The organism is Levilactobacillus yonginensis, assembly GCF_964065165.1.
In the GTDB taxonomy this organism is placed as follows: Bacteria; Bacillota; Bacilli; order Lactobacillales; family Lactobacillaceae; genus Levilactobacillus; species Levilactobacillus yonginensis_A.
Genome location: NZ_OZ061549.1, coordinates 2,215,089 through 2,237,004, shown reverse-complemented (window position 1 = coordinate 2,237,004; position 21,916 = coordinate 2,215,089). Strand labels below are relative to the sequence as shown.

The window sequence follows — 21,916 nt, the reverse complement described above, 5'->3', positions numbered from 1 at the left end:
AGGTGGCCACCGCTTAATCTCGGTGTGAAGTGAACCCTTAAAGTTGGACACAGAATTTACGCTGCCTTCTGGATGGCGAGTTCCCGGTATTTTTCCGGGGACTTGCCATCCAGTTTTGTTTTGATCCGACGTTTATTGTAAAAGTTAATCCAGTCAGTCATAGCTTGAGTCAAGTCTTCCTTGTTCTCAAAATGCTCATCCATAACTTCGACCTTCATGATGTGGAAGAATGATTCAACTGCCGCATTATCTAGACAAGTTGCTTTGCGTGACATGCTTTGAAATACGCGATGTTCTTTGAGTGTTTCTCGCCAGAATTTATGTTGATACTGGAATCCCTGATCCGTGTGGACTGTTGTTCGATAACCTAACTTTGGCAGTCCTTCCAATGCTTCTCTAAGCGGCTTTAGGGCAAATTCTACTGTTGGATGGTCACTGATGTTGAAGGCTAAGACTTCGCCTGAGAAGAGGTCAATCACTGGTTCTAAATAGACCCGTTCACTTTGGCTCATACCACCGTATCGAAATTCACTGACATCTGTAACGAGTTTTTGATAGGGTCGGTCCGTTTTGAATCGTCGGTTCAACTGATTAGGCGCAATTTTACCAACGGATCCTTTGTATGAATTATATTTACGTTTTTGCCGATTGTACGCTAAACAAAGCCAATCATGCTCATGCATTAGACGCAAGACTCGTTTATGATTCACCGTGAATCCATGCTCCTGTAAAGCTTTAGTTAGTCGCCGGTAACCATACTTCTTGGTGTACTTAGAATCTTCCTGCCGGATCTCATCGATTGCCTGAATGATTGGAGAATCATCCAGCTTTTCACGCTGACGATGTGAGCGTGCGTAATAATACGTACTTCTTGGTACTTTGACGACCTTGAGTAGGAGCTTGATGGGCACTTGAAAGACCTGCCTTAACTCGGTCACTATTTGCGAGATTTCTTGTCTGCTGACTTCTTCTGAGCTAAGGCATCGAGTTTTTTTAGGTATTCATTCTCAATCTTTAACATCAAGTTTTCTTGTTTTAATTGCTTCAATTCATCGGCGGTACTGGAGTTATTGCGACTCTTTGAAGGCTTCGTTTGCTTATGTTTAGCCATGATTTTAGGCTTTCCTCGCTTCCGTTCAAGGCCAGCGATTCCTTGCTCCTCAAAGCGCTTCTCCCATTGCCAGATGGTGCTTGGCGAAGATAGATTGAAGTGCAGAGCCGTTACCGGAAGCGAGGCCTGATGTTGTTTTCTCCAGTTTAATACATCAACCTTGAACTGACTAGAATATTCTGGCTTCTGATCCTTCAGCTTCAATCCAGCTATACCGTATTTCTGGAAGCGACTAACCCAAAGAAGGATAGTTTCTTCCTTGCTGATACCATGTTTTCTGGCCAATGAGGTTGATCCAACTCCACTCAAATATTCAGTGACGACCTTAATTCTAAAATCTAAATCAAACTTAACCATAGTAAAACCCCCAAGGTTGGACTTTCTGTCCAACCTTGGGGGTTCACTTCAGTGACCACCTTTTAGATTTAATCCAGCGTGCGATTCTTCTCTAACCGCCAGGCCAGAATGATACAGATAACCAGCATCAGCGAGGACAACGTGTAGCTAATTTTAATTCCCACCAACTGGCTGTTCATATGAAAATTGATGTGACTGTTGGCTGTCAAACTAATAATTGCCACCAACAGGGCTGTCCCAAACGAGGCCGCTACTTGCCGCATCGTGTTGTAAACGGCCACCCCATCCGGAATTGCGTGAGCTGGCAACATCGACCAGGCGTGCGTCTGAATTGGAATCAAAACAAGGACGAGTCCCAATTGACGAATCGTTTGCCCCACAACGACAAACATAATGGACGACCCGCTGCCCGTCGAACTCAATAACAAGGACCCGACAATATCAATACTGAGTCCAATAATCACCATTTTTCGGAAATCATATTTATCATAAAAATGGCCGTTCAGCGGTGAAATGAACGTCGTCAAAATGGCTCCGGGCGTCAACGTTAGCCCCGATACAAAGGCACTCTGATGAAAGACATTTTGCACTAAAATTGGAATGATCACAGAATTTCCATACATCGTCACCATCAACAACATGTTAATAATCAGTGGCAGGTTGAATTGCTTGTACTTGAAGACTCGTAAATTAAGCAACGGGTGTGGAACACCCCACTGACACTTTACAAAACCTGCCAATAAAATAATCCCAATGACTAACGGCACAATGCCTTTCATGGATAGGAAGGCCGTTTCCCCAATATTAGAAAAACTATACAACGCTGCTGTCAAACCTAACGCTGACAGAATCAGTCCCTCTAAGTTCAGCTTTTCCTTATGTAACTCACCAACATTATCAATAAACTTCACGGCAAACAAGATATCCACCAGCATCAACGGTAGGGTCAGCCAGAACAGATAACGCCAGGACAGGTGCATCAAAATCACTCCGGAAACTGACGGCCCCATGACGGGTGCCAGGTTCAGAGCCAATCCCACGATTCCCATTGCTTCACCCCGTTCACTGGGCCGGGTCGACGTCATAACCACAACGTTAACCAATGGAATCAAGATTCCGGCGCCCAACGCCTGAATCATCCGGCCAACAATCAAAATGGGATAGAGTGGTGCAATCGCCCCAATTAAGGTTCCCACCATAAATAATCCGGCTGCCGTCATGTACAACTGCCGTGTCGTGAATCGTTTGATCAGATACGCCGTTGTAGGAATCATCAGCGCATTGACCAGTAGATACCCGTTGTTTAACCACTGGCCCTGTGCGGTCGTGATTGAAAAAGCCCGCATGACGGACGGTAAAGCGGTTGTCATCAAGGTTTGATTCAGAATACTTAAGAATGCCCCGACCATGATCAGGATAAAAGAGAAGCGATTTTTAGTCATTTATGCTAAACTACTTTCAATTAGATTAAGTTGACAAAAGCAACTTTAATAAGCATAATGAACTTAGTTGCTTTTGTCAACTACATAAGGAGAACCGCCATGAATAGTCAAGACATTCATCATATTCGGGAATTTGACCGTTTCTATACGCGAATCTTCCGTCTAACCGACAAGTACCACCTACAAACGACGTTAACCCTCCTAGAAGCTCGTCTCCTGCTCGAAATCGCTGAAAATGGGTACAACACTGCCAATCAGCTTGTTCAAGTTCTGCGAGTCGATAAGGGCTATCTCAGTCGGATTCTCAAACGACTGGAGGAGCGCGGCCTACTCGCCCAAACACCGGCCGAATTGGATAAGCGTTCAAAAATCCTATCACTGACTGACGCTGGGAATGAACAACTGGCCATCATTAACCAACGGTCGGACGATCAGGTACGTAGCCTCTTCACCAACCTCACTGGCAGTGAAACGAAGCAGGTTATCTCAGCCATGCAATTCATTGAAGAACACGTCACTAAAATCAAGGAGTGATTCCCCATGTCCAACATCTACATGCGCTCAGCCCAACCAGCTGACCTCGACCAAATTATGACCATCATCGACCAAGCCAAAGCCTTGTTAAAATCCGACGGTAGTAGCCAATGGCAGGATGGCCACCCCAACCGAGCCACGCTGACCGAAGACATTGCCCAGCACCACTGTTGGGTCTTGATCGTTAATGGTCAACTCGCTGGCACAGCCACCCTGATTGTTGGGGAAGAACCCACTTACCAGAAAATTCAAGCTGGCAACTGGGACGACACCCAACACCCCTACGCCACGTTCCACCGGATTGCCCTCTCTGCAGACTTCCGGGGTGAGCGCCTAAGTGATTATTTCTTCTCAAACTTAATTTCGCAAGCTTATCAACAAGGCGTCCGCCATCTGCGAATCGACACGCACGAACAGAATCAGCGGATGCAACACATCGTGGGGACCTTTGGCTATCAGTACCGGGGCATTATTTACGTGAACCCGACACCAGATGGTAAACGCCTAGCCTATGAACTGAATTTAAATTAACTCTTTAGGGGTTTGGGACAGAAGTCCCAAACCTCTTTTTGTGCTCAGAACATATATAGTCGAAACGTGCGATAACAGACTGTCAACACTGCTTAACCCCGATAGACCGACCATCCAAGACCAGAATTATTTGTCTATCGACGTCAATGCTCATTGACTAACTGCCTCTTGACTCACTCCTTTTTTTAGCCGAATTTTGTGCGTAAAATCGGTAATAATTTCCTAACGCCATTCGTAACAAAACCGCCAGTCAAAATCCAATTACCAGCATCCCCCATTAAGGAGTGGCATCCGCAAAGCCTTCAGCGTCAATCATGCTAAATCACAATCAGAGTTGGAAGTCGAACCCCTGGCCGCCGAAGTGCGACTAATTTAGTAAAACGTTCAGGCACTAACTCAACCACCCATCCATTTCAAACTTCTTCATTTGAATGATGTGGCCCGCCATGGCTGTCAGCCGTTGTGTCTCCTGGTATCGTGAATCAGTCGCAACTGCCCGTTCAAACGCTGCCGTCAATGTTGCCAACTCTGGCGCCGAAACCAAATATTTCAGGGCATCCTGTTGCTCTAACAGGCCATATAAATTCCGCGTGGTAACGGTCGGTGCACCACTAAAAATGTCGGCTTTGAAATCTGCTAAAACCTGAGCCCGGCTCGCATCCAACGGCAAATAAATCAGCTTAGGTATTAGATTGTTCTGAAACAGCTTTTCCTCCGTTAACCCCTGCTTCAGCAGATCACTACCAATACCATCATAGAGCGCATTGGCCACGTTCCAGCTCGTCACAAACTTCAAATCGGCTTCCAAGCTTTCATCCTGACTAGCGTTTGCTTGCAGCCGCTCACGTAGAATCGTGACGTAGGTCGGTTGTGCCACTAGTTTTTTGGTATCGGCCACTACTAAGCGTTCATGACTGATCGCCAGCACGCCCTGTGCCACCAAATCCAGCACCATTGCCAATACAAAATACGCTTGCGTTGTGAACCGGGTTCGCAGGACTGGCTTCTTACCAATTCGTTCCGTTAAAAGAAAAAATTTTTCTGCTGTTGTCAACGTCAATTTAGACGCCTCCTGTCATTTACTTAGCTTCCAAACACTACCTATTAGTCTAACGCCCGCCAATCAACGACACAAAAAAAGCGGCTCCCTAAGTGTTGAGAGCCGCTCTAACTGTGGTCAATAACCAATAAAACCACATAACCACTATTTTTATTTATTCATTCTTCGTACCATTTACCAATCAATCTAATTGCTTGCTCTTATAATAGCATAGAAAAGGTTACTTGTTAACAACTGCACAAGAGCTTCTCAGCAAAAGGGTTCAAGAACATGCACTTGAACCCTCTGCAGCGCTATGAGACTAGGATTCTTCAATCCCAGAAATTAATGACAAATCATGCATATCGTCGCCTAAATCTTTGTAAAGGTTCCGGTATAACTGGTAATACTTGTTGTAGGTCGCGTGCTGTTCAGCACGTGGCTCGACCTTGTCGCCAAGCACTTGCCACTTTTGAACTTCGTCTACCGTTAAAGTATCGGTAGCTAAGCCCGCAAGCATCACGTCACCCAAGTTAGCTTCCGCATCGTCAACTGGTGTGCGGACAGCGTAACCGGTAACGTCAGCAAACATTTGAACCCAGTCCTTCGAGTGCGTGACACCGCCGGCAATAACGATGTAATCTCCCAGATCGCGCCCAGTACTCTCGATACTGTGCCGCAATGCATAGCAGACCGCTTCTTGAAAGGCGTGGAACAAATCAGCCTTGGTGTGGACCAGTGACAGTCCAAAGACCATCCCTTTGGCATCGGAGTTCCAAACTGGAGCTCGTTCACCCATGAAGTAAGGCAGAACAACTAAGCCTCGACTACCTGCTGGTACATCCTTGGCTTCGTCACCCAAGGTAACGTAAGCGTTCTTACCACCCTGGTTCTGGACAGCAACCTCAGCATCCCCAAAGTTATCGCGGAACCATTTGGTAATCGCACCAGCTGTAGCAGACCCACTAAAGTTGTAGACCAAGTCACGTGACTTGTAAGGGTATGGCCAAACGATCATGCCCCGGCCCTTGATTGGCTTTTCGCTAACCAGAGCGGCGTTCATTGACGACCCAATCGCGGCAACGTAGCGACCAGGTTCCAGAACACCCATCCCAATGTTAGCAGCACCAACGTCGACCCCGCCAGCGATAACTGGTGTACCTTCATCCAAGCCCAAGTCAGCGGCAGCGTCCTTGGTCAAACGCCCTGCAACTTCAGTGGCATCAACGAACTTCTGCGGCATCTTATCCATCGGTACGCCCATAGCGTCCATCATTTCTTTGGACCAGGTTCCGGTGTTGATGTCATAGAAGCCACCGATGTTACCGGCAGCGGAGTAATCAATTGAAACTTCGCCGGTCAACTTGTAAATAGCGTAGTTGTTAGGTGGTAAGAATAAGGCAGTCTTCTTCCAATTCTCAGGTTCGTGGTTCTTAATCCACAGCACTTTTGTGTAGCCGTAGTAAGGATCCACGACGTCGTTCCCAGTAATTTCAGAAAGGCGGTCGAGGTCAACGTTTTGCTTGACCCATTCGGTTTCTTCGGCAGCACGCCGGTCCATCCAAATCAAGTCAGGTCGAACGGGATTCATGTCCTTGTCGACGGGAATTCCGGAGCCACCATACAGACCACTCAGGCCAATGCCCTTGATATCTGCTGCAGCGATTCCGCTTTCCTTAACGACGGCGCGGATGGAGTCCTTGACCCCTTTTAACCAGACATCTGGCCATTGTTCAGCCCAGAGTGGTCGTGGCGTTAACACATCATATTCTTCCAAATCTTGCGCAACTAAGTGACCGTTGGTATCCATCAGAATACTCTTCGTACCTGAGGTTCCAATGTCCGTTCCAATTAAGTACTTCATGTCGGCGTTCCTCTCTTCTCCTAAAAGTTAGTGACTATCGGTTTACCATGCAGTGAAGGCACCATCAACTAAGTAGTCGGAACCAGTTGAGAAGCTGCTGGTATCGCTAGCTAAGTAAACAGCCATGCCTTGTAATTCTTCTGGCTTACCTAAACGACCAAGTGGTGCCCAGTCATTCCAAGTCTTGATAAGTGGCTTCAAGTCAGGAGAGTTCAACGTTAAGTCGGTACCCATGTAACCTGGGCTCATGGTGTTAACACGAACGCCACGCTTGGCCCATTCGATCGCCAATGACTTAGATAATTGAATAACCCCAGCCTTGGTTGAGTTGTATGAACATTGTGGTTGTGGCCGGTTAACAATGTGGGCTGACATAGAAGCGGTGTTGACGATTGAGCCAGAGCCTTGCTTCAACATGTAACGACCTGCAGCAGTGGAGCACAGGAAGACAGCGTTCAGGTTTAAGTTAACCACCTTTTGCCATTGTTCAAATGTCATTTCTTCGGCTGGTACGTTCAAGCACATGCCGGCGTTGTTGAAGGCAGCATCCAAACCACCTAATTCTTTAACAACTGTGTCGACCATGTTTTGAACTTGTTCAGGGTTCGTAACATCAGTCTTGATGGCAATGGCCTTTTGACCAGTAGCCTTAGCAATTTCTTCAGCAGTGGCCTTAGCCTTGTCGATGTTGATATCAACGATAGCGACATCAGCACCAGCTTCTGCCAAACCAGTTGCCATTGCTTTACCTAAACCTTGTGCACCACCAGTGACGTAAGCTTTCTTACCGTCAAGACGCATGCGATCCAAAATACCCATGATGAATTCCTCCTAAGTTTTGTCGAAAGACGTTTTGTAAAACGACTTTCTTTAATTCGTGATTAAGCATAATTCCAAATGTTCTAGAAGTCAATACTTTTTTGACAACGTTTTCATTTATTTCTCAAAAACTAGTCTGCTTGTTGTGCTGACGCGTCTTGAGACTGTTGAGCCTTCAGGCGCTTGCGCAATTCAGCCACAATTTCAGCATGTTTCGCTTCGGTCAAATCAACCTTGGCGTAGAAAATCAATGCAGCGATAATCAATAAAACGATTGGAATATAGAACATAAACATATTGAATTGAGAGACCCCAGCGGCTGTAATTTCAGACGGCTTGGTACTCCCCGTCATCCCAGCAACAACGGCAACGATCCCAACGATCCCGTTAGAAGCGGCCCCAGCTAGCTTATCGATCAATGGCCGCACGGATAACGTAACCGACTCGTTCCGAACACCATTGACCAATTGGCCGTATTCCACACTGTCGGTAATGGTCATCAAAGTGGCCAAGAAAATCAGTGGGTATGGGAAGAAGTAGAATGATACCGCTACCAAAACAAGGGGCAAACTTTGACCGGCAAATAAGAAGATGATGTAGCCAATTAACATAAAGGCAATCCCACCAATGTAGATGGCTTTCCGTTGAACCAATGCTTCCAGTGCTGGGAACAGGGAAACAGAAATGACACCTAAGATACACGTGATGACCCCGACCCAGGTGTAAGCAGCTGCGTCCCCTAAACGGTACGTAAAGTAATACATCAGCAGGGAGTTCGTGACCACGTAACTAAATGCAAATAGGAAGTAAGAGGCTGCAATCCAAAGTAATTGCTTATTCCGACCAATGGCACGGAAGATATCAGAAACCGTGGTGTGCTTAACGTTAGACCGGATCAAGTTATGTTCTTCCTTAATGTTCAGGCAAGTGATCAGAGCACCACCGACACATAACAGGGCAACGATCAAAACGTACCCTGTCCACCCAGCACGGGTCTGTTGGCCAAATGGCACCTTGGAGATCCAGTGAGAGAACAACAGGATTGCTGGCGTAATAATGACGATAACGATTTGAGCACCCAACGTTGAGCCAATCCGGGAAGCAGTCCCAAACTTGGTCCGCGTCTTGTTGTCCAAACTTACAGCTGGCAACATGGACCACAGTGCGATATCACTGAATGAATAGAAGACATCGATCATTAGGAATGTAATCGCTACCAATACCAAGTAAAAGATTGGACTGTTCCAGGCTAACCCAAAGTAATCGGAAAACAGGAAGACCAAACCAATGGCGGCAACGACTGAACCAATCATGATCCAAGGCCGGAACTTTCCCCAGCGGGTGTTGGTATTATCCACAATCCCGCCAATCATCGGGTCAAACATAATTTCACCAACCCGAATCACAACAACCATCATCGTGACGATTCCGACCATTTTCTCATCACCTGAGTTGGTGAAGAGCTGACTAGTCAAGAACATCATGAAATAAATACTTAACGTGTTATAGAACGCATCGTGCCCGAACGTCCCTAACGCGTAGGAAATATATTTTCTCAATAGACCCACCTCGCAAATTTTTTGACGAGCTATTACGTAAACCCGTTTTATAAAATCAATTCAGTTGCCATTATATCTGCAATCGGTTACATTGGCAATGGCATTTCGACTTAATTAATCATTTCACATTAATATAACGGTGGGTCATTAGTTTTTCCCTCCGCCAAACTAGCGTTTTTGTTGATAAAACTTTACTAAACTTTTTTAGATTGTGAAACCGGTTTCAATTTGTTTCGGTGACCACAACCCCGATTTGGCCCTGATTTACGAATGAGTTAGCTAAATACAAGAATTAAGTAAAATGAGTTATGGTAACGGTTACATTATTTTATAAATTGACTTTCCATTTAGACCATTTGTGATAAACTAGGGCTAATCACTTTTCAGAAAGGGGCCAACCATGAGCAGCAACATGCAGTCCATTCAACACTCAAATTATTCGGACATCTATCATCTGCTTTACGATAATGAAAAGTTGTCGAAACAAGATATCGCGGATCAACTCAGCCTGAGTTTGCCCACCGTTAGTGCCAATTTACAGAAACTAACGAAGCAACAACTTATTGTAAAAAACGGCCAGTTAAAGTCCACCATTGGACGGCGCGCAACGGCTTACTCGATCGACCCCAACGTAACGTTGAGTGTCGGTGTCGAAATCTTTCGCAACTACGCCACCATGGCCGTCTTAAATCTCAGAAATGAAGTTCTGACGATTCACACAATCAATCTTCCTTTCGCGAACGATGATCAGTACGCGCAGTCACTGGCGCAACAAATTCTCGCGTTGATCAAGGACCGAGGATTCAGCCTCAATCAGATTTCTGGCGTTGGTATTGGGATTCAAGGATTGATTTCAAATGATGGCACGACCATCCTCTATGGGAAGATTCTGGACTGTACTGGCATGAAATCCGACAACTTTGGCCAGTACTTACCCTTCCCCGTAACCTTCTACCACGATGCCGACTGTGTCGCCCGTTCTGAGTACGCGCAACGGCCAACCGATGGTATTTTCCTCTCAATTGGGGAACACATCGGAACCGCCATCATTATCAACGGCCACATTCTTAAAAGTCCCAGCGGTCGTAACGGAACCATGGAACATATCACACTAAACGGCGTGAACGGACCGATCTGTTATTGTGGACGCCGCGGCTGTATTGAAACTTACTGTTCGCTGAGTTCCCTGCTACAACCCAACGAAACGTTGTCGAGCTTTTTCGCTGACTTACATCACAATGATCCCCTGGTTACTAAACGTTTCGAACAGTACCTGGACTATTTGGCTGAATCCATCTACAACTTACACATGTTCGTCGATATTCCCTTAGTAATCGCCGGTGTCCTGACCAAGTACCTGAGTGAAAAAGACTTGACCGCAATCAAGCAACGCTTGCGAAAGATTTCCGTCTTCCCCGAGACCGAGGGTTACTTGCACCTCGGTAAAGTTGTTGACCACTCTGTCGCCATCGGTGCGGCCATCCCTGCCATTCGGGAACAACTACAAAACTTGTAAATCACTACAAATAAGGGCACCAGAGCTCAACCGACTTGGTTAAGCTCTGGTGCCCTATTTACAATAGCTATTTCTAAACGATACCGGCTAGTTAGCCTGCGTTTCAACCCACTTCTTCAACAAGAAGATGTTGGCAACGACTTCTAGAACCAGCAGAATTACGATGGCACCGGCAGCCATATAAATTTGACTGGCCACGTGAACACCTGAAAAACCTGACATGTACTTGATGTACAACATAACTAACAAGTTCATAATTCGGGTAACCAACCAGATGACCACGATGTAAAGGATTACCAAGACGACCCGTTGCCGACCACGTGGCAGGAAGTTACTGATGACACTCGTCAGGAAGTGAATCAGTGTAATCGTCGTCCAAACTAGCAACAAAATACCTAAAGCAACAATCAAGATGCCCAGGAAGATCCATGGCCAGTTAGCGGGCATCCCTGAAAAAGCGGCATGCCAACCAGAACCGTCAAAGAACCCATCCAGGAAGTCGCGCATATCACTGTCAACATTCCCCATACCACCAATGAGCATCGTGACGACCAAGACCACTGCTTGAACCACACTGAAGTACAGTAATTCAACCAGTGATGACAGAACGTTTGCCCCATAAAAGCCCCCATCCCCAATGGGAACTAACCGGTATGTGTCCTGCATGAAGGTCTGTTCATTCTTCCGTGAGAGCAGAATGAACGCCACCCATCCGGCAACGGAACCCCAACTGATAAAGCTGTAGAACAACGTCATACTACTAAAGTGGCCCGTGACTAACGTCCAGAGGGCACTCACAACAACGGCCAACAGTTCAACTAAGAAAATTTGGTTGATCAAACTAAATTTATTTCTGTTTAACGCGCGAAACATCGTCCCAAAACTAGTCATGCTGAACACCCCCCTCATATAAGCTCTCGTAGTACGCTTCAATTCCGATACCAAACTCTTCCCGCACGCTATCCGCGGGTCTGTGGGTGTAAATGGTTTGGTCCTTAACGATGACGATTTCGTCTAAGATCGGTGCAATCTCTGAAACATAATGATCACTGATTACCATCGTCGCGTTTTCCGGTTTCCATTTGATAATGCTGCTGATAATTTTCTTACGACTCATGCTGTCGATGCCACTGAAGGGTTCGTCCAGCAAGTATAAGTTTGTCCGACGGGCCAGCGTCAACGCGATGATGGCCTTTTCCTTCATCCCCTTGGACAACGACGACAGCTTTAAGCTGGTGTCAATCTGTAAGAAAGTGCACAGTTCTGTGAATTGTTTGGGATCAAAGTCCGCGTATACCCGCTGGTAAAACGCAATGACTTCGTCCAACTTGGTGCTATTAGAAAATCCATGAAGTTGCTCTGAAAAACTAATATGGCTCTTCCGGTTGGCGATGACCGTATCCCCACTCACAGCGACAGTCCCTTTCCCCTTGGCACTCCCGGTGATCAAACGCATTAAAGTCGTCTTCCCCGCACCGTTTTCCCCTAACAAACCGATGATTTTTCCCGTTTCCAGTGTCAAATCAACGTCGTGCAAAATTGTCTTTAAGTTCCGCTTGTAACTGACCTGGTTCATTGCTAAAACGTTAGTCATGTTGCTGCCCCCTCCGCTCAATATATTGCTTTAAACTGGCGATAATTTCGTCATCCGATAGGTTCAAAGCATGTAATTGTTGGTAAACTCGTTCAAGCTGTTCCACGACTAATTGCTCCTTTAATTGTGCGATTTGTGTGGCATCCGTTGTCACAAAATTCCCCTTCCCTCGTTGCGACTCAATGGTGCCTTCTTGGATCATTTCCCCGAGCGCGCGTTGAACCGTATTGACGTTGACCGTCAGATCGACAGCTAGTTGACGTACAGCCGGTAACTTGGCACCAGCCACTAACTGACCAGTCATCATTTCATGATAAATATGGTTTTTGATTTGATAGTAAATTGGCACTTTATCATCAAATTGCATTTTGTTCCGCCTCCCTAGTGTTCTATTTTACTATTACACTATAACATCAGAACTTTTAAATGACAAGGGTGAGCTTTGAAAATATATTGACAGCTTCAATTCAGTCTTAGTAAGCTAGGATGCTGAAAAATGAGACGTACTCCAGCAGCCAAGGATTGCATTATAGAATAAACATTGTCGAAGATTTTATGCACACCACGCTTTACTCACTAACTGATAACAGATTTTAGTTTGGTAGCGGCATACTGGGTACGGCAGAAAGACACCCTAGATTGTCTCATTTGTACGTTAATGTCATTGCTACAACAGCTCTAACTGGCCCTGAACCACTTTCAACCTTCCTTTAGATAATCAAAATGGCCGCCTTCACCAGGAAGACGACCACTGTCACAATTAGTTATTCAATACAAATTTATTAATGGCATCGGCCACACCACACTCATAGTCATGGGGCGTCACGTAAGCTGCCACTTCTTTGACCGCTGGGATTCCATTCTGGACGGAGACTGGTAACCCCACTTTGCGTAGCATTGGCAAGTCATTGTCGTTATCTCCGATGGCCATAATCTCGTCCGCTGAAACGCCGAGTTGCTTACCCAGTTCTAGGATGGCATTCCCCTTGTCCACGCCGCCATGATTGACCTCGATGTAAATCCCTGAGGAATAAGCCGTATTGATAGTCGCAAACTCCGCTTGAATCCGGTCATTAGCGGCCCGCCGTACAGTCATGTCAGGGTTCATGGCAATCACCTTCATCACGTGGTTATCCTTAAATTGGCTAAAATTCCCGTCAAAATTGGTGAAGGCTACCCCACGCGTTCGCAAATAAGCCTCGTCATCTTCCCGTGGTCGGTAAATGTAAAGGTGATCCAGTGTATACACGTGAACATCCACGTCAAACTCCGTGAAGAGTTCAAAGACCCGTTTCGCTTCCGCATAAGGCATCTCATTGCTTAAAACAACCCGATTACCCTGATTCTCAATCACGGCCCCACCATTGAAGGAAATCACGTACTCACCGGCCTGCTGAGCCAATCCAAGTTGTTCCAACAACGGCTGAACAGTTAAAAAGTTCCGACCAGTGTTCGGAACAAATTTCACCCCGCGGGCCGTGGCCTGAGCAATCGCATCAATGTTTTGTTGCGAAATACTGCCGTCTTTACGTAAGAGCGTCTCATCTAAATCGCTGGTAATAATCTTATACACGTCATTAGCCTCCATGAACCGAGATTTAAGTTCCATTTTACCGGTCCGAACCAGTTGATTGCAACCGTTGTCAAATTTATAATGCCACCAAATCCCAGCCCCACGCACCTTAACCAATAGAATAAAAATTGCGCTAGGGTGCTTCATGATTAACGTGTATAATTAAAAATATTAATTGGTTGTTGCCCAAAAACTCTAAAGAAACGAGATTGTTAACCGATGAAACGCGAAGCTACCAAACAACTCAAATATCTTCTGCAGCACCGGGCCTTAGTTGCCGGACTGGTCATCGTTATTCTCATGTTTGCGGGAATCATGGTCGTTCAAGCCCATCCCGACCAACCGGGAACGGTCACCGAACAGGACGATGCGGCTAAGCCCGTGACCACGCAGCAGATTACACAGCATCAGCGCCGGTTAAAGACCAACTTACAGACATATTTAAAGAAAGTCACGGCTGACGGGACCACCAGTGTGAGTTTCTACAACTTAGGGGCCGTTCCCGGCAGTGCAGCTGACAAGGCAACCCTAACCGATAAGTTCTACGCGCAGGGCGACCTAGCCACGTCAGCGAACGCCCATACCCCCACGGTAGCCGCCAGTACCTACAAGCTCTTCATTGCCGCCTACGTCTTCCAACAGAGCCATCTAGGCACCTTTGCCTGGACCCCGACCAATCAGGACGGTTTCCATCGCATGATCGTCAATAGCGCTAACGACTTTGCCGATGATTTGCTGGATGAACGTGGTCTGCAGGGAATCAATGCACTATTAACCCAAGAGGGATATTACTCTCCCGCCTTCATTGAAGGCCAAAGCGCTGAAACGACAGCTACGAGCCTCATGATGGTTCTTCGTAGCTTAGCGACCCAGTCCGGCCCCTTCCGGCACGCAAAAGATCAACAGAGGCTACTATCATTGATGAAAACCCAAGTCTACCGCAAGGGGATTCCGGCAGGCGCCACTGCCGCTACTAAGGGCGCTACGGTGGCTGACAAGGTGGGATTTATGGCTGATACCAACAACGACGCTGGTATCGTGACCCTGCCCAACGGCGAACGCTATATTCTCGTAATTATGACCCACGGCCACCAGCAATCTGGTTTCAGCGGGTTCCCCCGGATAGCCAAAATCACGACGCATATTCAGAAGATGGTCTACGCCCCCAGCGTTGTTAAGGGGTTAAAGAACTAATTTTGCGGTTTCCACGTCATTGCCGCTTCCGGTTGGCAGGACGGGCGCCGGCTTCAAGTTCGTCCCGTGAGTGGTTCGGTACCCTGTACCCCACCGAGCCACTCACACCGACACGACCAGCTCCCACCCTGTACCCTGCCAACCTCCAGCTACATTGATTGTTGATGATTATATTGAATGAGTCTAACTTGCTAAACACTAATAGATTCGGTGAACTTAACGCTGCTAACCAAATGGTTAGTAGCGTTTTTATTTTGGAGAATACAGCTACCGATAACCTCACAAATAGACTGTCAGTACGTTGATTACGAACAATACTGTGCTCAGCAAGTCCTACCAGATGACATCACAAACAATTGTTGCAATCATTCATAATCGTAGCCGCAGGTAGTCAGGGATACGGGTAGCCGTGTCGACGGTGTTAGTCAGCGTTTTTGAGCTGACTTACAGCGTGGGACGAGCTGGGAGACTCGGTGGGTCGGCCGAGGCTTCCAGTCGAGCCGGAGGACCGCCCCTCAGGCCGCAGGCGTTCCCCACCGCCACCCGTATCCCTGGCTGTCGGAGGCGGCCACACTAAACCAATTTGCAAACAAAAAACACCACCAAACCATAAGGTTCAGTGGTGTTTTCTGCTAATACAAATCAGTGCTGGTCCGCAATCTCTCCGTAAATTAGACCAAGTTCAGACTTCCAACCGCCTTAACTTTAACCTGGGCAGAGTTCCCCGGTAGATAAGCTAACGGCGTCACATCAATATCGATGACCTCAGCTGACTGCGCGATAGCCCCCGCCTCAACGGCATTGCCCACGGCTTCAGCCTTAGCATCCTCTAAAACTTCTTCTTTACTCTTCTGTTCAAAACTGTAGATACGGTTGACCTCACCACTGACCTGACCTAGGGCAGCACCCACTGCATTCGCAGCATCGTAGTGGTCAGGCAGGTAGACCTGACTGATTCCTTTGATATCGGCATCAATTAAGAAACTCCCACCACCGGTCAGAATCAGGGGAACGTCACCCTTTTTGGTCTTCATTTGGTCCAATGACTCCGTAATCGTCGCGTTGATTTGTCCGATTACCTTTTGGGCCCAAGCTTCATCAATGTCAGCTAACTGAGCCTGACTATCCGGGAAACTCCGTCCTAATTTGGCCGCGTCATCCGTTGCCGTTTCAACGTCACCGCCGAAAACCTTGGCCTTATTGACAATTTCGTAGCCCACACTGTCTGGCCCAACGGTAAAGCCGGTGCCTTCATGGTGAATGATGGTCCCGCCACCAATCCCAATCGACATGATATCGGGCATTCTAAAGTTTGTTTCCACACCACCAACCGTGGCGGAAATAGCTGACTGCCGTGGGAAACTGTTAACCAGCACCCCAATATCACTAGTGGTTCCACCAACGTCCAAGACCAAGGCATCCTTGACACCAGACAAGTGATAAGCCCCCCGAATACTGTTGGTTGGCCCACACCCAATGGTAAAGATGGGGTATTTCTGAGTAAAGTCCCCACCACGGAGCGTCCCATCGTTTTGGCTGAAGTAGGTGTTCGCCGAAATGCCTAACGACTTCAACGCGTTATCAAACCCACTAACAATGGATTCGCCAATCGTAGTCAGAGCGGCGTTTAAGATTGAGGCGTTCTCACGTTCCAACATGCCGACCCCACCAATTTGACTAGACAGGGTAATGGCCACGTCGTTTCCTAAGTCCTCGCGCACCCACTCGGCGACCTGTGTTTCTTGGCTGTCATTGACCGGCGCAAACGTCCCGGCAATGGCCACTGTCTTGACATCGGCCTTAATCTTGGCACAGAAGGCGTCCACTTCACTACGGTCCAAGTCAGCAATCAACCGACCGTCAAACTCGTACCCACCAGAAATAATGACATTATCCAGATTGACGGCAGCTTTCAAATCAGCTGGCCATTCCATGTAGGGTGGCACACCAACTGAAGCAGGCTTGGCAATTCGAATATAAGCCACCTTGTCGAGGTCTTTGCGTTCCACGACAGCGTTGGTCGACTTAGTCGTTCCCAACATGGCGTGCGTAATGGCTCCTTTATCGACGTGACTTTCCTTTAAGACCTTGGAAATGGCGTTGAAGATACCGCCCTCCACGTCCAGGGTGGTCGCCGATTTCACGGTGTAAATCACTTTTAAGTTTTCATCTAAGATGGCTGCGTCGGTGTTGGTCCCACCGACGTCGACGCCTAAGCGGTAGTTCATGCTTTGACCCCCTTCACAAGCTGTTCCACTGGAACGTAGTCGAAATCGTAACCAAAGTAACGGGGACCAGCAGTTTGAATACCGATTGGTGTCCGCCACTGCGGATCACAAGGAAATGATACGACTTTGACCCGCGCGCCATAGCGCAAGCGTTCAGAGGTCACTGGTCGAGCAGACTCAAGGTCCAGCGCCACGATTAAATCGGGCACGGTAGCCAGGAAGTTGTCGCCCTCCTTGACAGCTAAGTTCTCATTTTGAAATTCCAACGTGTAGGTCTTACCAGCAGACTGGTTCAACCCTTCGATTGTGACACGGCCAAAGTTAAACCCTTTTTTCGTTTCGCGTGACATGTCCACGATTTTGCCATCAAAGAGATCAAATCCATGTAACTTTGTCAGAATGTTTTGGAAGATATCATTTTCAAATTTATCGGGATTCAGAATCATTTCACCCACGTCACGGGCCAGGCTCAGCGTGTTGTTCACGACAGACCCCTTGACGTCCTTCCCCGGTAAAAAGTAATCGGAGACTGAAGCAGAACCGCCCATTTGAACAGTCAGCGCCCGGGACAGATATTCACCCCATAGCGCATTGATGGGTTTTAATGTCGCCACGTTCCCCTTCTCGTCACCAACAGCCACGTTTTCAGGTTCGTACCCGTGTAAATGGAACGTTTCCATCTGAGCTTCGGGAAAGGCTCGGCCAATGGCGTCGGCATCCAGGATAGGAATCCCCTTCTTAGCCGCAGCACCCACGGGATACAGGGAATTGATGCCCCCCACTTCAATGGGAATGATGACGTCAGCCTTACGCCCATTGATGCGTTCCAACTCTTCCATCGGATTGGTCAGTTCAATCTCTGAGGGTAACTTTTCCAGAGAGACCGTGGGCGCCCCCATACCAGAGACCGGCACCACGTAGGCGTCATCTGGTAGTTCGTCGATCGACATCAACTGAACGGGGCCATACTTTTCAATAAAATGTTTAGCCAACAATCGGCCTACTTTAGGGTCGCCGCCCCCGCCTGAGCCCAGGACGGATGCCCCCATAGAAATGTAATCAATGTCTTGTTCCGTTAATAACTTCATTTGTAACCTCCGTTGGTTGAATGTCCTTGGCCGATACTTCTGCGGTAACTAATTTGCCACCGATAAATTGCACGATAAACCCAACTAAGATCCCATCCAAAGGTGGAATGGACGTCAGAGAAATCAAACCTAACCCGGTTGGTGCCGCGGTCGTGAGGAAGGTTACACCGGCCCCGAGAATCCAGGAAATGATTGACCGCCAAACCACACTTTGTGGTGAGACGTTCAGTTGTAGCCGTTTGAACTCGTGCTTGACCAGGTAGAACTCGGCCACGTAGATCCCAGGAACCGCTGCAATCACAATTCCTAAGATGTTCAGGAAGGAAACGAAGTAGTTGTAAATACCGAAGACACCCATGGCCGTCGCAATCGTCCCCAAGATCAGAGTCAACTTCTTAAAACCAATCTTGTTGAAGATGACGTTAAAGCCTAACGTAGCGGAGTACAGGTTACTCGTGTTGGTGACCCATTGTGTCAATGACAGGATAATAATGCCGGGAACCCCCATGCCAATCATGATTAACATTTTCATCATGTCAGCACTACCCAGTGACTTGCTCATTAAGATGGAAACAATAATCATGAAGGAGTTCCCCACGAACATCCCGAGGAACGTCCCAATGATGGAATCTTTTTGACTCTTAGCCCACCGAGAAATATCAGGTTGGGTTGCGGCGCCTACAATGAAGGAGGAAATTACTAAGGCAATGGCAGATCCCATTGGCAACGATGCCTTGATTTGCGTTGCAGGCAGTCCATGTGAATGAAGCGCGATAAACAGCGCAATTAACATGAGGACTAACAGGAAGGGAACGGAAAATTCACTTAATCTGGAGAAAGCTCGGTAGCCATACAGGGCCGTGCCCACCATGGCAACACCAGCAATAATTGCAAAAACCCAAACGGGCCAGTTGAGGCCAAAGGCACTGGTAAAGGCCGTCTTAGCGTTGGTCGCGAAGAAACCAACTTGAACCCCAAACCAACCTAATAGAGAACACCCAATAATGGCGGAATAAACTAAGGCCCCCTTCTTACCGAAGACGTAGCGAGTAATCATGGACGTGGACAGGTTGGTCGCCGCACCCACGGAAGCCGTAATGGTACAGATAGCGGCCAAGAGTAAGGACCCAACCAACACCGCTGTAATCGCGGAATGTAACGGCAATCCTTTTGCGAGTTGAACACCCAGAATCACTGCGGCTAGGTCCACCCCAATGGCGACCCAAATTGAGAATAATGATAACCATGACTTTTGTTGTGACTTAGGTACCTGTTGTAACGAGAAATCTGATGAAAAACTCTTTTCTTTTTTCTCCATGCACAAAACCTCCAGATATGATATGAACTAATAATCCTACAAAATAATCAAACCCATTCAATCCTTCCAATTAGTCTGTCGTAAGTCGACGGCTCTCATGAATTCTAAGTAGTAAATTAGAATATGGTGAGAATTTATGTTAGTAATAATACCGCGCCAGTTTAAAAGCGTCAAGCGTTCGTGATGTATAATCTAATAATTAAGCGATTACATTATGTATATTTATTTGCTTTTAGTAAATTTTCTGAACAATCTATTAAAACAGCAGGGAACTGGTTGCCTAATTTGGCGGGGAGATTTATTAACAAACCATGAGATTGTATAAAATGTTTTTAATTTTATTTAGGTTAATGGATTTACCTAATCAAGCAAGCCCTGGTCAGTAGGCTAAATCTGACAAAAAAAGTGGCCCGGAACAAAAGTTCCAGACCACTTCTGTAGTTATTTACGATTAACTGGCTGACAGTAGAACCGTAACGTTTACTTGACCTTGTATGATTGATACTTCCCGGCAGCGGTCACCTTAGTTATCTCCACGTGATGCTTTCCCTTCTTGGTCATCCACGCCTGTTGTAGCGTAATATTCCCTTGCTTACTCAACGTTAACGTGTAAACTTCCTTCTCATGATCCCGGTAAACGTAGGTCCGCCCAAAGCGATAAGTGTGTTCGGTTTGATGCTCGTTGGGTGAACTATACATGACGTCATAGACTGGCTGCTTAAAGTTATCCCGCTGGATAGTCGTATTCGCAGCATTCTTGTGGTCCTGGACCAAAACAACCAAACGATGATCAGCCGTCCGATCAATATATGTACTAGCCCCACCCTTGTGTTCATAATCTTTGTCGCTGTCAATTTGATAATCATAGTAGACCCGTGTCGTCTTAGCTTTGAATTTTCCGGTCGTGGTCGCGGAATGATACCGCAAAACCCAACCACCGCCACCCTTCAATAGGTCCTTGGCCTTGGTCGTATAGCGTTGACCGATCCGCCCATGCAACGTCTTAACGCTGTAATTCGTCATTCGCTTAGGGTGTTTACTTGATTCATTATACCGATAGTAAACGATGACCTTGCCCTGCTTACTGGCAGCCTGCCCTGGGACCAGCATTCCCAAAGCAACGACAAGCGTTAGCCCGATAACCCCTAACCATTTTTTCGTTAAACGCATTCTTTCACCCCATAAATCACTTATTTGATTAAAGCTTACCACTAAAAAAGATTAGTAGGGATTAATTTTAGGCTAAGGTATGGCTAGCTCAACGGCTCAACCTGGGTAGCACCATTACTTTTCATAGATAGCACGCAGACTCTTCAGGTCGGCCGCGGATAACTGGTCAACGCCCTGGTCGATTGGATACATGACTGAAGCCTTCTCCGTGCTATGATCCAGTCCCAACGCATGGCCTAACTCGTGCACGGCCACGGACCGTTTGAAGGATTGAGGGTAAGTCGCATTCAGCTTGGCCGTTGCCGTATTGGTCGTTTGGATGCCCCGCCAATTGATCCGTTGGGTAATTTCCGGGCCACCATGACCATACTCTACGGTGGCTTGCCCTCCGGCTTCCCGTTTGTGGTAAACACCCAAGGTGATTTGATTGGTCTTGGTCGTCGCGTCACCAAGTTTTAAGGTCACTAAGTTCGTCCGATTGTAGAGGAGAATCGCTTCGTTAAAGACGCGTTGGGCGGCGGCTGGGGTCCCTTTTTCAAAGTGGTAAACGTAGGCCTGATCCAGTAAGACCCCCTGCATGGCCACCTCAACTGGCGTGTCATTGGCCCCTGTCTTAGCCGTCGCATCCTTGGTATTTCGCAAAATGTACCCACTTGACTTATAGTTGCCACTCTTCTGACTAGATCCATTCTGTGCCAGCAGATTCGTCGCCGCTGAATGATAGAATGTCACCTGCGTCACGAGAGATCGCCAATTACTTACCACAAATAGCCCCATCCCCAGACACAGAACCAGTAACAGCCGCCTGATGACCTTCACGTGAAATCCTTCCCTTCCTAACACCTTATCTGAAACCCAACCACAAGTTTTCACTAAGTGCTTTGAGTTTAGGCTATCTAGTTATGGGCAGCAACTACTTTGACTTGATAGTTTCGTAGGCGAACCTTCCACTTAAAATTAGACTATCCGTCCTACTCCT

Annotated in this window: 20 protein-coding genes; 4 read left to right on the top strand and 16 right to left on the bottom strand. The window is 47.2% G+C overall.

Annotation, left to right across the window (positions count from 1 at the left end; genetic code table 11):
* Positions 1 to 56: 56 nt before the first annotated feature.
* The 3 genes from AB3Y94_RS10340 to AB3Y94_RS10330 form a co-directional block, all read right to left on the bottom strand.
* Positions 57 to 938, bottom strand: coding sequence for an IS3 family transposase (locus tag AB3Y94_RS10340; RefSeq protein ID WP_367295784.1), 882 nt, complete (start codon positions 936 to 938; stop codon positions 57 to 59).
* Positions 938 to 1,468, bottom strand: a complete 531-nt coding sequence (locus AB3Y94_RS10335; RefSeq protein ID WP_367294732.1) for a helix-turn-helix domain-containing protein — start codon at positions 1,466 to 1,468, stop codon at positions 938 to 940. The genes AB3Y94_RS10340 and AB3Y94_RS10335 overlap by 1 nt, the downstream gene beginning before the upstream one ends.
* Before the next feature lie 68 nt (positions 1,469 to 1,536).
* Positions 1,537 to 2,910, bottom strand: a complete 1,374-nt coding sequence (locus tag AB3Y94_RS10330) for an MDR family MFS transporter (protein ID WP_367296147.1) — start codon at positions 2,908 to 2,910, stop codon at positions 1,537 to 1,539.
* Positions 2,911 to 3,009: 99 nt separating this feature from the next.
* On the opposite strand from AB3Y94_RS10330, the gene AB3Y94_RS10325 reads away from it, so the two are divergent.
* Both AB3Y94_RS10325 and AB3Y94_RS10320 read left to right on the top strand, forming a co-directional pair.
* Complete coding sequence (locus tag AB3Y94_RS10325) at positions 3,010 to 3,444, top strand: MarR family winged helix-turn-helix transcriptional regulator (RefSeq protein WP_164508716.1); 435 nt, start codon at positions 3,010 to 3,012, stop codon at positions 3,442 to 3,444.
* Positions 3,445 to 3,450: 6 nt separating this feature from the next.
* On the top strand, positions 3,451 to 3,975 hold the full coding sequence (locus tag AB3Y94_RS10320; protein ID WP_367296146.1) for a GNAT family N-acetyltransferase: 525 nt from the start codon (positions 3,451 to 3,453) through the stop codon (positions 3,973 to 3,975).
* Between the two features lie 391 nt (positions 3,976 to 4,366).
* Here AB3Y94_RS10320 and AB3Y94_RS10315 read toward each other — a convergent pair whose 3' ends face one another.
* The 4 genes from AB3Y94_RS10315 to AB3Y94_RS10300 form a co-directional block, all read right to left on the bottom strand.
* Positions 4,367 to 5,035 carry a hypothetical protein gene (locus AB3Y94_RS10315; RefSeq protein ID WP_367296145.1) on the bottom strand — a complete coding sequence of 223 codons (669 nt, stop codon included), beginning with the start codon at positions 5,033 to 5,035 and terminating at the stop codon, positions 4,367 to 4,369.
* Between the two features lie 301 nt (positions 5,036 to 5,336).
* A complete protein-coding gene (locus AB3Y94_RS10310) occupies positions 5,337 to 6,878 on the bottom strand; it encodes an FGGY-family carbohydrate kinase (protein WP_367296144.1) in 1,542 nt (513 codons plus the stop codon).
* A gap of 42 nt (positions 6,879 to 6,920) precedes the next feature.
* Positions 6,921 to 7,697, bottom strand: coding sequence for an SDR family oxidoreductase (locus tag AB3Y94_RS10305; protein ID WP_367296143.1), 777 nt, complete (start codon positions 7,695 to 7,697; stop codon positions 6,921 to 6,923).
* Positions 7,698 to 7,828: 131 nt separating this feature from the next.
* A complete protein-coding gene (locus tag AB3Y94_RS10300; RefSeq protein WP_367296142.1) occupies positions 7,829 to 9,265 on the bottom strand; it encodes a glycoside-pentoside-hexuronide (GPH):cation symporter in 1,437 nt (478 codons plus the stop codon).
* Between the two features lie 391 nt (positions 9,266 to 9,656).
* On the opposite strand from AB3Y94_RS10300, the gene AB3Y94_RS10295 reads away from it, so the two are divergent.
* Positions 9,657 to 10,772: an ROK family transcriptional regulator gene (locus AB3Y94_RS10295; RefSeq protein ID WP_367296141.1), complete on the top strand. Its 1,116-nt coding sequence runs from the start codon at positions 9,657 to 9,659 to the stop codon at positions 10,770 to 10,772.
* Positions 10,773 to 10,859: 87 nt separating this feature from the next.
* On the opposite strand, the gene AB3Y94_RS10290 is transcribed toward AB3Y94_RS10295, so the two are convergent.
* From AB3Y94_RS10290 to AB3Y94_RS10275, 4 genes are all read right to left on the bottom strand, one after another.
* On the bottom strand, positions 10,860 to 11,663 hold the full coding sequence (locus tag AB3Y94_RS10290) for a hypothetical protein (RefSeq protein WP_367296140.1): 804 nt from the start codon (positions 11,661 to 11,663) through the stop codon (positions 10,860 to 10,862).
* The gene (locus tag AB3Y94_RS10285; RefSeq protein ID WP_367296139.1) at positions 11,656 to 12,366 is read right to left on the bottom strand and encodes an ATP-binding cassette domain-containing protein; all 711 of its coding nucleotides are present in this window, start codon (positions 12,364 to 12,366) and stop codon (positions 11,656 to 11,658) included. The genes AB3Y94_RS10290 and AB3Y94_RS10285 overlap by 8 nt, the downstream gene beginning before the upstream one ends.
* On the bottom strand, positions 12,359 to 12,733 hold the full coding sequence (locus tag AB3Y94_RS10280; protein ID WP_367296138.1) for a GntR family transcriptional regulator: 375 nt from the start codon (positions 12,731 to 12,733) through the stop codon (positions 12,359 to 12,361). Before AB3Y94_RS10280 ends, AB3Y94_RS10285 begins: the two co-directional genes overlap by 8 nt.
* Positions 12,734 to 13,126: 393 nt before the next feature.
* Positions 13,127 to 14,086, bottom strand: coding sequence for a Cof-type HAD-IIB family hydrolase (locus tag AB3Y94_RS10275; RefSeq protein ID WP_367296137.1), 960 nt, complete (start codon positions 14,084 to 14,086; stop codon positions 13,127 to 13,129).
* Positions 14,087 to 14,158: 72 nt separating this feature from the next.
* On the opposite strand from AB3Y94_RS10275, the gene AB3Y94_RS10270 reads away from it, so the two are divergent.
* Positions 14,159 to 15,133, top strand: a complete 975-nt coding sequence (locus AB3Y94_RS10270; RefSeq protein WP_367296136.1) for a serine hydrolase — start codon at positions 14,159 to 14,161, stop codon at positions 15,131 to 15,133.
* Between the two features lie 671 nt (positions 15,134 to 15,804).
* On the opposite strand, the gene AB3Y94_RS10265 is transcribed toward AB3Y94_RS10270, so the two are convergent.
* From AB3Y94_RS10265 to AB3Y94_RS10245, 5 genes are all read right to left on the bottom strand, one after another.
* A complete protein-coding gene (locus AB3Y94_RS10265; RefSeq protein WP_367296135.1) occupies positions 15,805 to 17,361 on the bottom strand; it encodes a hydantoinase/oxoprolinase N-terminal domain-containing protein in 1,557 nt (518 codons plus the stop codon).
* The gene (locus AB3Y94_RS10260) at positions 17,358 to 18,449 is read right to left on the bottom strand and encodes a DUF917 domain-containing protein (RefSeq protein ID WP_367296134.1); all 1,092 of its coding nucleotides are present in this window, start codon (positions 18,447 to 18,449) and stop codon (positions 17,358 to 17,360) included. Before AB3Y94_RS10260 ends, AB3Y94_RS10265 begins: the two co-directional genes overlap by 4 nt.
* On the bottom strand, positions 18,421 to 19,767 hold the full coding sequence (locus AB3Y94_RS10255; RefSeq protein ID WP_367296133.1) for a cytosine permease: 1,347 nt from the start codon (positions 19,765 to 19,767) through the stop codon (positions 18,421 to 18,423). The genes AB3Y94_RS10260 and AB3Y94_RS10255 overlap by 29 nt, the downstream gene beginning before the upstream one ends.
* 480 nt (positions 19,768 to 20,247) lie before the next feature.
* Entirely contained in the window at positions 20,248 to 20,937 is a 690-nt protein-coding gene (locus AB3Y94_RS10250; protein WP_367296132.1) for a hypothetical protein, read from the bottom strand.
* 114 nt (positions 20,938 to 21,051) lie between these two features.
* Entirely contained in the window at positions 21,052 to 21,756 is a 705-nt protein-coding gene (locus tag AB3Y94_RS10245) for a matrixin family metalloprotease (protein ID WP_367296131.1), read from the bottom strand.
* Positions 21,757 to 21,916 lie beyond the last annotated feature (160 nt).